This is a genomic window from Comamonas kerstersii, assembly GCF_008801935.1.
Classification (GTDB): Bacteria; Pseudomonadota; Gammaproteobacteria; order Burkholderiales; family Burkholderiaceae_C; genus Comamonas; species Comamonas kerstersii.
This window is the reverse complement of record NZ_VZOT01000003.1, coordinates 382,877-395,156: the sequence shown is the minus strand read 5'-3', so window position 1 is coordinate 395,156 and position 12,280 is coordinate 382,877. Positions and strand designations below refer to the sequence as shown.

The following is a 12,280-nucleotide window of genomic DNA, read 5'->3' as shown; positions in this document are numbered from 1 at the left end:
CAGGGCTTGCCAGGCTGGCAGACCGTAGAATCAGCGCCTATGTCTTATCTCGTGCTCGCTCGTAAATACCGTCCCCGCAACTTCGCCGAAATGGTGGGGCAGGAGCACGTCGTGCAGGCGCTGGGCAACGCGCTGACGCAGCAGCGTCTGCACCATGCGTACTTGTTCACTGGCACACGTGGTGTGGGCAAGACCACGGTCTCGCGTATTTTTGCCAAGTCCGTCAATTGCACCGGGCCAGATGGCAAGGGTGGAATCACAGCTACGCCTTGTGGTGTCTGCCCTGCATGTACTGAAATTGATAGCGGCCGCTTTCCTGACTATATCGAGCTGGACGCGGCCTCCAACCGTGGTGTGGATGAGGTGCAAAGCCTGCTGGAGCAGGCGGTGTACAAGCCCGTGCAGGGGCGCTTCAAGGTCTTCATGATCGACGAGGTGCACATGCTCACCAACACCGCCTTCAACGCCATGTTGAAGACGCTGGAGGAGCCGCCCGAGTACCTCAAGTTTGTGCTGGCTACGACTGATCCGCAGAAGGTGCCGGTCACGGTGCTCTCGCGCTGCCTGCAGTTCAATCTGCGGCCCATGGCACCCGAGACCGTGTTTGAGCACCTGACGCAGGTGCTGGCCAAGGAAAGCATTCCCGCAGAGCCCCAGGCGCTCAAGCTGCTCTCTCGTGCCGCGCGCGGTTCCATGCGTGATGCACTGTCGTTGACGGATCAGGCCATTGCCTTTGGCTGTGGCCAGCTGCAGGAAGCAGCCGTGCGCCAGATGCTGGGCAGTGTGGACCGTGGCTATGTGTTTCGTCTGATTGGCGCGCTGTCGCAGGGCGATGGCCGTACTGTGGTGGAAACCGTGGATGCATTGCGCCACAACGGTATCTCTGCCGCTTCTACGCTGGAAGAAATGGCCAGCGTGCTGCAGCGCATGGCCGTGCTGCAGGCCGTGCCAGATATGGCGGCTGCCACCGATGCCACCGACCCGGATGCCGTGCAGATGCTGGAGCTGGCGCAGGCCATGCCTGCTGATGAAACCCAGTTGCTCTACAGCATCTGTCTGCATGGCCGCCAGGAACTGGGGCTGGCCCCCGATGAATATGCCGCCCTGACCATGGCGCTGCTGCGTCTGCTGGCTTTCAAGCCGCAGGGTCAAGCAGCTGCTACAGCACCGGCTGAAAAAAAAACACTGAATCTGCCTGAACTGCCGCCCAGTCAGCCTAAAACTGCACCACAGCCACAGCCACAGCCACAGCCACAGCCACAGCCACAGCCACAGCCACAGCCACAGCCACAGCCACAGCCACAGCCACAGCCACAGCCACAGCCTGCTGTAGTGGCTGAATCTCATCCGCAGGTGGTGGCGCAGGAGGTCGTGGTGCAGGAAATTCTTGCCGAAGCAGCGCCTGCTGCTGCAGAGCCTGTGGAGGAGGCTGCGCCAGCGGAAGTTGCCCTGGCCAAAATGGCAGCTCCTCAGGATGAACCACCCCCATGGGAAGAACTGCCGCCTGAGGCCATGGATGCGCCGCAGTCCTTCGACAGCCAGGAGCCGCCTGCGTGGGTGGATGTACCCATGGAGGCCGAGCCCTACGCCGCCGCGCCTGTGTCTGCGGCCCAGGTACAGGCATCCGCAGAGCCTGCGGCCAGCGATATGCTGCAGACTACCCCGCTGGGCGATGCCTGGTATGCCGTGGTCAAGCAGCTGGATGAGGCGCAGACCATCGTGGCGCTGGTGCGCCAGCTGGCCATGCAGGCGCAGCTGGTAGCGCGTGAGGGTGGCGTGTGGACGCTGCGTGTGCAGCGCAGCTCGCTGAACCAGACCACCACACGCGAGCGCTTGCTAAAAGCACTGTCGCAGGTGACAGACTGCACCAGCTTGCATGTGGAAAGCGGTCTGGCGACGGATACGCCTGCCCTGCGCGACAAGGCACATGCCGAAGCACGGCAGAAACAGGCCGAGGCCATTGTGCACAGCGACCCGAAGGTCCAGCACCTGGTGCAGAGCCTGGGGGCGAGCATCGTGCCCGGTAGCATTCGGCCGGTATAGGTTTAACAGCGAAGAGGTCGGCCCAAGTCATGGCACTATTGGCCTCTTTGATTTTTACGTGACACGTTCAACAAAAGGAAACCAACCATGTTCAACAAAGGACAACTTGCCGGTTTGATGAAGCAAGCTCAGGCCATGCAGGACAACTTGAAGAAGGCACAGGAAGAGCTGGGCAATATCGAAGTCGAAGGCGAGTCGGGTGCTGGCTTGGTCAAGGTGGTGATGACTTGCAAGCACGACGTCAAGCGCGTGACCATTGACCCCAGCCTGCTGGCAGAAGACAAGGACATGCTGGAAGACTTGGTGGCAGCAGCCTTTAACGCTGCCGTGCGCAAGGCGGAAGAGACCTCGAACGAAAAAATGTCCAAGCTGACCGCTGGCATGCCTGGTCTGCCCGGTGGCATGAAGTTCCCCTTCTAAGACCCGCTCACTTACATATTGCGGCACCGTTGCCCGGCCTGCTCTGAGCGCAGATCTGCGTGTGGCTGGATGGTGTGAACGGTGCCAGTCAAGCGTGCAATACATCTGAAGGGAAAGCTATGTGCTTTCCCTTTTTCTTTGGATAGGGACGATGTCAGATCTGCAACCTCTGGACCCGCTGATTCAGGCGCTGCGCCGTTTGCCCGGCGTGGGCATCAAGTCTGCGCAGCGCATGGCTTTTCACCTCATGCAGCGCGACCAGGAAGGCGCACGCGTGCTCTCGCGTGCATTGATGGAGGCGGTGGATTCGGTACAGCACTGCAGCCGCTGCAACACCTTCACGCACAACACCATCTGCCCGATCTGCGAAGACGTTGGGCGTGATGCCGCGCGCCTGTGCGTGGTGGAAACACCGGCAGACCTAGCAGCCATGGAGCGCACAGGAGCCTATCAGGGCTACTACTTTGTGCTGATGGGGCGGATCTCTCCCATGGATGGGGTAGGGGCCAAGGATATTGGCCTGCCGCAGCTGCTGCAGCGCGTGACCGATGGCAATGTGCAGGAAGTGATTCTGGCCACCAGCTTTACCACCGAGGGCGAGGCCACGGCGCATGCCATTACCGAGCTGCTGCAGGGGCGCCATGTGCAGGTGACGCGCCTGGCGCGGGGCGTGCCTGTGGGCAGTGAGCTGGAATATGTGGATCTGGGCACGATTGCCCACGCACTGGTGGAGCGCAGATAAAAGCCGCAAACGCACGCCTGTGATTTGCTGCCTTGTGTTTGCAGCTCTAAAACAACGCCCCGCGAGGGGCGGGGCGTTGTGGTCAGGTATCAGCGCAGTTCAGCGCTTTTTCTTGGTGGTGCTGCTCTTGGCTTTCTGAGCCACCTTGGCATTGGCAGGCTTCTTGGTCACAGCGGTTGAGCGCGGCTTCTTGGTCGTGCTGGCCTGCCTGTTCTTGCTGGCTTTTTGACCAGAGGTATTGGCAGCCATGCGCACGGTCTTGTAGATGCTCAATGACTGGCCCGCCTTGAGCTGGGAGTTGGTCTTGAGGGAGTTCCAGCGTGCCAGATCGGCCACGCTCACACCATTGCGGCGTGCGACGCGGGCCATGGAGTCGCCCCTGCGGACCTTGACACTGGTGCGTCGGGTGACATTGGTGACTTCGGGCGCAAAGGCAATCTTGCCGTTGTCTGCAATGTGTGAGGCCACATCACCCATGTGCTGCGAGGTGCGAGGCACCATCAGGGCAGACCCCGCCTTGATCATCATGCGCGGTGGAATGCGGTTGACGCTGCGCAGATCGGCCTCGCTCATGCCCACGCGGTCAGCGGCCTGGGCCACTGTCATGGTGCTGGGGGCTACCCATACGGTCCAGCTGGCGTACTGATCGTCGTTATAGGCTTCCAGGTTACGCTGGAAGACTTTGGCGTTGTCCCAGGGCAGCAGAATCTGTGTGGTGCCGCCGGCAAAGATGGTGGGACGATGAAACGAAGGGTTCAGAGCCTTGAAGTCTTCGAGGCGCACGTCTGCCAGACGTGCGACCAGCTCAACGTCCATGTCGCGCTTGATCTCCACCACCTGGAAGTAGGGGTGGTTCTCGATATAGGGCAGCTCAAGCTGGTACTTTTCGGGGTTGGCGATGATGTTCTTGACCGCCTGCAGCTTGGGCACGTAGTTGCGTGTCTCGTTGGGCATATTCAGCTCGGCATAGCTGGTGCCCAGGCCCTGGCGCTGGTTGCGCTTGATGGCGCGCATCACATTGCCTTCGCCCCAGTTGTAGGCAGCAAGTGCCAGCTGCCAGTCACCAAACATGCCGTAGAGCTTTTCCAGATAGTCCAGGGCAGCGCGCGTCGAAGCCAGCACGTTGCGGCGGTCATCGCGGAAGGCATTTTGCGTGAGGTCGAAGTACGAACCTGTCGCGGGCATGAACTGCCAGATGCCTGCAGCCTTGGCACTGGAGACAGCCTGCGGGTTGAAGGCACTTTCGATATAGGGCAGCAGTGCCAGCTCCATGGGCATGTTGCGCTGCTCCAGCTCTTCAACAATATGGAACAGGTACTTGCTCGAGCGGGTGGTCATGCGCTCGATGTACTCGGGCCGTGAGCTGTACCACTTTTCCTGCACCGGCACGAGTTCGTGGTCTAGGTCTGGAATGGCAAAGCCGCGGCGGATGCGCTCCCACAGATCGTGGTTGGACTCCAGGGGGACGACCTTGGAGGTGCCAGTCTTGACAGGGGTGATGGGTTTGAGTGGCCCGTCAAATTTGGCGGGTGGCGAGCTTGCGCAGCCAGCGAGCACGGTCACGCTGATGGCAAGAAGAAGATGGCGCAAGTTCATCAGAATGCGTTTTTCCATTCGCGCAGCGTGGCAAGCACACTGGCGGGGTTTTGAGGGTGGGTGTCGGGTCGAAAGCGCAGTGCGCTTTGCACGACTTGTTTAACGTCACAACGCAGAAAAGGGTTGATTGCCAGTTCCTGAGCCAGTGTGGAAGGCAGCGTGGGCAGCTGCTGCTGGCGCAGGGCTTCGCAATGCGCGCGGTATTGGAGCAGGTCGGCATTGCTTGGTTCCACGGCGCAGGCAAATTTCAGATTGCTCAGCGTGTATTCATGGGCGCAGGCCACGCGGGTGTGGCCCGGCAGCTGTGCCAGCTGCTGCAGTGAGGCATGCATCTGCTCGGGCGTGCCTTCAAACAGGCGGCCGCAGCCGCCCGAAAACAAGGTGTCGCCGCAAAACAGGATGGGAGCTTGGCCTGCAGGTTCGCAATACCACGCAATATGACCAGCGGTGTGGCCTGGCACTTCCAGTACGCGCCAGTTCAGGCCCAGCAGCTGCAGCTCGGTGCTGGCATCCACGCGGATGACGGGCTCGGGCAGGGTTTCGTAGGCTGGGCCGTAAACGGTTGCACCAGTGGCGCTGCGCAGTTTGTCCACCCCTCCTACATGATCGGCATGGTGGTGGGTCACTAGAATGGCTTGCAGTTGCAGGCCATGTGCCTGCAGTGCGGCAAGAACGGGGGCAGCGTCTCCGGGATCTACCACCAGGGCTTGTTTGCCGTTGTGCAGCAGCCAGATGTAATTGTCAGAGAACGCGGACAACGGCAGCAGATTCATGAGTGAGTCAAGTCAGAAAGAGCATCCGTGGATGGCAAAGGCTTTTGGCCGCTATCTGCTGGAATGGGAGCAGCAGCGGTGCGACGAGGCGGTGGCAGACATTTTCGGCTATCACAGTCTGCAGCTGGGCTTGCCGCAGCTGCAGGCCTTGCGGCAAAACCGCATGCCCCATCAGTGGCTGGCCATGCCCAGCATGGATTTAAACCCTGAAAGTCTAGCTTGCCAAGAGCAGTTGCAGGCGCATTTATGCTGCGCGCCTGAGGCTTTACCGTTTGCAGAGGCCAGTCTGGACCTGCTGGTGCTACCGCATACGCTGGAGCTGTGCCAGAACCCGCACGCAGTGCTGCGCGAGGCAGTGCGGGTGCTGGTGCCTGAAGGGCGGCTGCTGCTGTTCGGGCTGAACCCTTTCAGCCTGTGGGGGCTGCAGCACGGCCTGGAGCGCGTTAGGGCACCGTCGCTCAATGCCTGGCAGGGGCTTTCCTATCTGCGGGTGCGCGAGTGGCTGCAGGTGCTGGCCATGGATGTGGAGGCCGTGGACTTTGGCTGCCATGCGCCTGCCGTGGAGTCTGAGGTGTGGCTTGAGCGCTGGCGCTGGCTGGACAAGCTGGGTCACAAGGCGTGGCCTGTGCTGGGCGGTGCATACTGCGTGCTGGCAGTGAAAAAGGTGCATGGCATGCGACTGCTCGAGCCGGCATGGCGCAAGCACAAGACGGCGCCCAAGGCTGCGGCAGCAGCCGCTTGCCAGCAGGCACCACAAAGGAAAGAAATTTGAACCAAGTCGTGATTTACACAGATGGGGCCTGCAAGGGCAATCCTGGCCCTGGTGGCTGGGGGGTGCTGCTGCAGGCAGGGCCCCATCGCAAGGAATTGTTCGGCGGTGAACTGAACACCACCAACAACCGCATGGAGCTGACCGCTGTGATTGAGGCACTGCGCGCACTCAAGCGCCCCTGTGATGTGGCGCTGTATCTGGACAGCGAATATGTGCGCAAGGGTATTACGGAGTGGATCCACGGCTGGAAAGCCAAGGGCTGGAAGACTGCGGCGAAGCAGCCCGTCAAAAATGCCGAGCTGTGGCAGGAACTGGATCACCTGGTCAGCACAGCAGGCCACCGCATTGCCTGGCACTGGGTCAAGGGCCATGCAGGTGACCCCGGCAATGAAAAGGCGGATGAACTGGCGAACAAGGGCGTTGATCTGGCGCTGGGACGCATTTAATATCTCATCCAAGCTGCGGGCTCTAAAAAATAGAGCGGCTAGCGCTCAAAATTAAAGGGATTCAGATGGAAAACTATCTGAATCCCTTTGTTTTTCTGCAGTAGCAGCTTCTTTTTATGAAGCGGCTGGCAGCGTGATGCGGGTTTCCAGGCCTGGCGATGCATTGCACCAGACGATGCTACCCTGATGCAGCTGCATGATGGCGCGCACGCTGGCCAGGCCAATGCCGTGCCCTGGTAGATGCTGATGGCTGCTGGCGCGAAAGAAGTGGCTGCCCAGCCGTGGCAGAACCTCCTCAGGCACACCGAGCCCATGGTCACGCAGCAGCAAGATGACTTGCCCCTGCTGCTGATACAGGCGCACATCCAGCTGCAGCAGGCCTTCTGTATTGCCACCATATTTGAGAAAGTTGTCCAGCAGATTGGACAGCGCATTGGCCAGCAGGTGTGACTCGGCCATGACCCAGCCTTCGCAGTCCCAGTGGGTATGCAACTGTACGCCGCGCTCTACAAAAATAGGCTCGTAATACTCCAGCACGTCCTGCAGCACGGTGCGTATGGCCATGCGCTCAAAGCGCTGCTGGCCGATGCCAGACTCCACCTCAGCCAGCAGCAGCATTTTGGTGAACAGGCGACTGAGTTGCTGCAGTTCGGCCTGCGCCAGCTCCAGTTGTGCCTGGCGCAGGGCCGGTGGCCCATCCGTGGCCGCCTGAATGTGGCGTAGCGTGCGGTTCAGCGGGGTGCGCAGGTTGTGCGCCACCATGTTGGAGACGTGGCGTATGCCATGCACCAGCTGCTCGAGCTGTTCGAGCATGGTGTTGATGTCCTGCTCCAGTCGGCTGAATTCGTCCTGGTGGGCATTGGGCGGCAGGCGAAAGTGCAGATTGCCCTTGCCTGCCTGATGCATGGCGCGGCGCAAGGCAGCGGCGCGCTGGTCCATCAGGCGGCGAAAGCCCAGGGCCGCAGCCAGCGACAGCACGATGACCAGTACCAGTGCTGTGCCAGTGGCTTTGAAGTAGCGGTCGCGAATGTCGGTGAGCGGCTGCAGATCACTGCCTGCAAGCAGGTAGCGGCCATCGTCCAGCAGATGCAGTTGCACCCGGCCCATGAAGCTGCGCGTTTCCTGCTCCAGCGCTACATCCTGCAGGTGAGGGCCAGGCTGCAGTCCTGCCAGGGTGGCTACGGCATTGCCAGCCCAGACCTGGCCGTCAGCGCTTTGCAGAATCAGCACTTCGGTCTGGCTGTCGATGCCATCGGCCAGCAAGGTATCAATTTCGTTTTGCAGGCCCAGTGGACCTTGCTGCGCGTAGGTGCTCAGCAGGCGCTTGCTGGTGCGCATGGCATAGTCATCGAGCTGCTGGCTGACGCGGCCTACGATTTCCACGTAGTACACGCTGAAGATGCCTGCGAGGATGGCGAGCACCATGATGCCAAAGCCCAGTGCCAGCCGGAACGAGCTGGATTGCCAGGTATGCTGCAGGCCGTTAAGGCGTGGGGATGTCAATGCTGTACCCTACGCCGCGCACCGTGCGAATAACAGATGGCCCATTTTTGCCATCTATTTTCTGGCGCAAATGGCTGATATGGACGTCGATAATATTGGTCTCGGGCTGGAAATCATATTCCCAGATATTTTCCAGCACCATGCTGCGCGTAACAGTCTGGCCAGCATTTTTGATCAGATAAGCCAGTAATTTAAATTCACGGGTATTGAGTGGTATTTTTTCTTCGCCGCGATGTACGGTGTGTTTGAGCAAATCTATGCGTAAATTACCAAGTGTCAGTGTGTGTGCCTGCTCCTGCGCGGTGGAGTTGCTGCGGCGCATGACGGCTTCGATGCGTGCTTCCAGTTCTTCCATTAAAAATGGTTTGGGAAGATAATCATCAGCCCCTGCTTTGAGGCAGCGCACACGCTCTTCGGTTTGCCCCAGAGCGCTGACCACAATCACAGGCCACTGGTGGCCCATGGCACGCATGGCTTTCAGAATATCGAGGCCATCCACTTCATTCGGTAGCATGCGGTCAAGCAGTACCACATCCCAGGGTTGAGACAGTGCTGCTTTCAGGCCTTCGCTGCCATCGGTAATGTGGGTGATCGAATATTCAGTCGATAAAAGATTTTCGCAAATATATTGCGCAATCTCGGTATCGTCTTCAATCAATAAAATATTTTTCATGGATTGAAACCCCTGAGCAAAAAAGTGCTGCAGGGGTTGGGGGCTATGGAGCTTGAAGCTTAGCTTGGAATGTATCTTCTGCGCAGCGTGCGCTGTAAAAACTTGAAGAGGGTCCAGCACAGCATGGCGGCCGTAATGGCCAGCAGGGTAGCGCTGATGGGGCGCTCAAAAAAGATGCTGGGGTCGCCACGCGAGAGCAGCAGCGTGCGGCGCAGGTTCTCTTCCACCATGGGCCCGAGGATATAGCCCAGCAGCAGTGGCGCAGCTTCAAAGCGCAGCAGCATGAACAGATAGCCCAGAATGCCGAAGATGGCGACCATGTAGATGTCAAAGTTGTTGTTGTTGACGCTGTACACGCCCAGTGCCACGAACACCAGAATGGCAGGGTAGAGCCACTTGAATGGGATGCGCAGCAGTGACACCCAGATGCCAATGGTCGGAATGTTCAGCAGCACCAGCATGATGTTGCCAATGGCAAAGCTCACGACCAGGCCCCAGAACATTTCGGGTTGCTCGTTGATGAGCGTGGGGCCAGGCTGAATGCCGTGAATGATCAGTGCGCCCAGCATGATGGCCATGACAGCATCGCCCGGAATGCCCAGCGACAGCGAAGGCACAAAGGCAGTCTGCGCAGCGGCGTTATTGGCCGACTCTGGTGCAGAAATGCCCTGTACGGCGCCATGCCCAAACTCTTCGGGACGCTTGGCGACCTTTTTTTCTACGGCATAGGCCATGAAGGCGGCAATCGAGGGGCCTACGCCAGGCAGTGCGCCCAAGGCGGAGCCGATGACAGAACCTCGGAACATGGCGGGGTAACCGCGGTTCATCTCCTGCTTGGCAGGGATCATGGAGCGCAGCGTGACTTTCTCGACCTTCTTGGAGTCATCCTGACCGTGAATGCCGCGCACCACTTCCGAGACGCCAAACAGACCCATGGCCAGCGCCACCAGGTTGATGCCATCCATCAGTTCGGGCACATCCATGGTGTAGCGCGCAGCGCCGGAGTTCACATCTGTGCCTACCATGCCCAGCAGCACGCCCATGACCATCATGGCCAGGCCCTTGACCGGTGAGCCACTGCCCATGGAAGACGCTGCGACCAGGCCCATGACCATCATGGCGAACAGTTCAGCAGGGCCAAACTTCAGGCCTACCTCAGCGATGGTGGGTGAAAACAGAATCAGCAGGGCAAGGCCGAACATGGCCCCAAACAGGGAGGCAATGGTCGTAATGAATAAGGCAATACCAGCCTTGCCTTTCTTGGCCATGGGATAGCCATCCAGACAGGTCACCGCTGCAGCAGGCCCCCCGGGTAAGTTCATCAGGATGGACGCCGTGGAGCCGCCATACTGCGCGCCGTAGTACACCCCGGCCAGCATTACGATGGCTGCAGTGGGTGACATGTGGTAGGTCATGGGCAGCAGCAGAGAAATGGCTGCCAGTGCGCCAATGCCGGGCAAGACGCCTACGGCCGTACCCAGAAACACGCCGAAGAAGCAATACCAGAGTACCGTGGGGTCTGAGGCAACGCGCAGACCTAATAAGAGGTTGTCAAATAATTCCATTTTTTATAATTCTGGGAAAAGGGAAATAGTCATATCCAGCCCTGCCACAAAAATCAGGGAGGTAATGACGGCAATCGCAATGGCAAGCACGCCTCTGACGCCAAAATTCATGCGCTTTGGCATGGTGGCAATCAAGACGGCAATCACGGTGCTGAGGAAAACCCCCAGCATCTGCAGACTAAATGCAAATACCACCAGCGAAGCGGTAGATGCCAGCAGACTGTCCCAGTCAACTTCAATACGTTCCCCTTTTCGGAAAAAAGCGGGAACCATGATAAAAATGCCAAGCACAAATAGCACCCAGCCCAGTACCATGGGCATATAGCCAGGCCCCATACGGGCGGCTGTGCCAAAACTGTAATTCTGTGCGCCTATGGCAAAGAAAAGGCCGACGATGCAGACGAATATACCAGCAATAATGTCTCTGAAATCTCTGTTTAGCATTACACCTCCATTGTGCAGAGTGGCCTATTTTTGAATGGAGGAGAGGTGGTAATCTTTTGTGATACTACGTATACATGCTGAATGTGAAAAATAATTAATGTGGTTGGTTAATTATTTTTAATGTTTGCATGAGATTTGTTGATTTGAGCATGCAGATAATTAACTGTAATTAATGCTGAATGCCTTTGAAGGCATCAGCTTAAAGAAAAAATAATGTGCAAAGACAACAAAAAAGGCCCAACAGGGCCTTGGCGCAAGGTGGCTGCAGCCTGAGTGGCTAGATGCCTACGGGCAGCTGCTCCTCCACTTCCTGTGCGGACTGTGGGCGTGTCACGCGGCCGATTTCTTCGCCGTTGCGCAGCACGACCAGCGTGGGCCAGAGCTTGACCTTGAAGTGGCGGCCCAGCTTGCGCCCGGGGCCGTCTTCGATCTTGATGTGGGTGATGTCGCGGCGATCCTGCAGCGCGTCACGCAGCAAAGGCTGGGCACCCTGGCAGTGGGGGCACCAGTCGACGCCAAATTCCACGGCAACAGTGCCGGGCAGGTCGGCCAGGTCTTCAGGGCTGGGGGCAGGGTCGGTAAAAGCAGTCGCAAAAGGCATGGCAAAACTCCGAAGCTAATGCTGCTTTATCGCCCCATGCGGCACTGCCGTCAATCCGCAGTGTTATTTATTTTGTAGCGCCTGCAGCTCGTCCAGCGTATTGGCGTTGGCAAAGGCCTGTGGATCATCGCCCGGCAGATCAAAGCGGCACAGGGCCTGGCGGTGCTGGCTGGTCCAGGCGTCAATCTTGCGGCCGCCTTCGTGCACAAAGGTCTGCAGGCTGGGCAGCAGGCTGTGGTGCAGCAGGGCAAACACGGGCTGGGGGCGGACTTGCAGTGTGCCATCGCGGCCCACTTCAGGCCCAGCGGCAAGCACGATCTGGGCGCCTTGCTGTGCAGCCACCGCCGTCATGCGGGCAGCAAGGTCCTGTGGAAAGCAGGGGCTGTCGCAGGGCACGGTCAGCAGCCAGTCGGTGCTGCAGTGCGTCAGGCCGGTCAGAAAGCCCGCCAGGGGGCCGGCGTAGTCGGGCAGCACATCGGTGTGTACGGGCACGCCGAACTGGGCGTAGTGCTCCAGGCTGCGGTTGGCATTGAGCATGCAGTGGCCTACTTGGCGCTGCAGTCGCTGCAGGGCATGCAGAGCCAGCGGCACACCGTGAAAGGGTTGCAGCCCTTTGTCCACGCCGCCCATGCGGCTGCCACGGCCGCCGGCCAGCACCATGCCGGTGATGTCTTGGATGGCAATAGAAGCTGTGGTGCTCAT

Annotated in this window: 13 protein-coding genes; 5 read left to right on the top strand and 8 right to left on the bottom strand. The window is 59.2% G+C overall.

Features of this window, described 5'->3' with window-relative positions; genetic code table 11:
• The first annotated feature begins 39 nt into the window (after positions 1-39).
• The 3 genes from dnaX (at position 40) to recR (ending at position 3,205) form a co-directional block, all read left to right on the top strand.
• Complete coding sequence (gene dnaX, locus F7P80_RS07200; protein ID WP_151043639.1) at positions 40-2,043, top strand: DNA polymerase III subunit gamma/tau; 2,004 nt, start codon at positions 40-42, stop codon at positions 2,041-2,043.
• 87 nt (positions 2,044-2,130) lie between these two features.
• Positions 2,131-2,463 (top strand): YbaB/EbfC family nucleoid-associated protein, encoded by a 333-nt coding sequence (locus tag F7P80_RS07195; protein WP_054064915.1) that lies wholly within the window; start codon positions 2,131-2,133, stop codon positions 2,461-2,463.
• 151 nt (positions 2,464-2,614) lie between these two features.
• The gene (gene recR / locus F7P80_RS07190; protein WP_151043637.1) at positions 2,615-3,205 is read left to right on the top strand and encodes a recombination mediator RecR; all 591 of its coding nucleotides are present in this window, start codon (positions 2,615-2,617) and stop codon (positions 3,203-3,205) included.
• 99 nt (positions 3,206-3,304) lie between these two features.
• Here recR and F7P80_RS07185 read toward each other — a convergent pair whose 3' ends face one another.
• Together F7P80_RS07185 and gloB are read right to left on the bottom strand one after the other, a co-directional pair.
• Positions 3,305-4,801: a transglycosylase SLT domain-containing protein gene (locus F7P80_RS07185; RefSeq protein WP_151043699.1), complete on the bottom strand. Its 1,497-nt coding sequence runs from the start codon at positions 4,799-4,801 to the stop codon at positions 3,305-3,307.
• Complete coding sequence (gene gloB / locus F7P80_RS07180) at positions 4,801-5,574, bottom strand: hydroxyacylglutathione hydrolase (RefSeq protein ID WP_058879600.1); 774 nt, start codon at positions 5,572-5,574, stop codon at positions 4,801-4,803. The genes F7P80_RS07185 and gloB overlap by 1 nt, the downstream gene beginning before the upstream one ends.
• A 31-nt stretch (positions 5,575-5,605) precedes the next feature.
• Between gloB and F7P80_RS07175 the strand changes: the two genes are divergently transcribed.
• Positions 5,606-6,346, top strand: coding sequence for a class I SAM-dependent methyltransferase (locus tag F7P80_RS07175; RefSeq protein WP_151043697.1), 741 nt, complete (start codon positions 5,606-5,608; stop codon positions 6,344-6,346).
• Positions 6,343-6,792, top strand: a complete 450-nt coding sequence (gene rnhA, locus F7P80_RS07170; RefSeq protein ID WP_054064919.1) for a ribonuclease HI — start codon at positions 6,343-6,345, stop codon at positions 6,790-6,792. The genes F7P80_RS07175 and rnhA overlap by 4 nt, the downstream gene beginning before the upstream one ends.
• Positions 6,793-6,906: 114 nt before the next feature.
• On the opposite strand, the gene F7P80_RS07165 is transcribed toward rnhA, so the two are convergent.
• From F7P80_RS07165 to mobA, 6 genes are all read right to left on the bottom strand, one after another.
• The gene (locus F7P80_RS07165; protein ID WP_151043635.1) at positions 6,907-8,295 is read right to left on the bottom strand and encodes a sensor histidine kinase; all 1,389 of its coding nucleotides are present in this window, start codon (positions 8,293-8,295) and stop codon (positions 6,907-6,909) included.
• Positions 8,276-8,968 carry a response regulator transcription factor gene (locus tag F7P80_RS07160; protein WP_151043633.1) on the bottom strand — a complete coding sequence of 231 codons (693 nt, stop codon included), beginning with the start codon at positions 8,966-8,968 and terminating at the stop codon, positions 8,276-8,278. The genes F7P80_RS07165 and F7P80_RS07160 overlap by 20 nt, the downstream gene beginning before the upstream one ends.
• A gap of 59 nt (positions 8,969-9,027) precedes the next feature.
• Positions 9,028-10,533, bottom strand: a complete 1,506-nt coding sequence (locus F7P80_RS07155) for a tripartite tricarboxylate transporter permease (RefSeq protein WP_058879602.1) — start codon at positions 10,531-10,533, stop codon at positions 9,028-9,030.
• Positions 10,534-10,536: 3 nt separating this feature from the next.
• Positions 10,537-10,977 carry a tripartite tricarboxylate transporter TctB family protein gene (locus F7P80_RS07150; RefSeq protein WP_151043631.1) on the bottom strand — a complete coding sequence of 147 codons (441 nt, stop codon included), beginning with the start codon at positions 10,975-10,977 and terminating at the stop codon, positions 10,537-10,539.
• Between the two features lie 277 nt (positions 10,978-11,254).
• The gene (locus tag F7P80_RS07145; protein ID WP_151043629.1) at positions 11,255-11,578 is read right to left on the bottom strand and encodes a thioredoxin family protein; all 324 of its coding nucleotides are present in this window, start codon (positions 11,576-11,578) and stop codon (positions 11,255-11,257) included.
• A 63-nt stretch (positions 11,579-11,641) separates the two neighbouring features.
• Entirely contained in the window at positions 11,642-12,280 is a 639-nt protein-coding gene (gene mobA, locus F7P80_RS07140) for a molybdenum cofactor guanylyltransferase MobA (RefSeq protein WP_151043627.1), read from the bottom strand.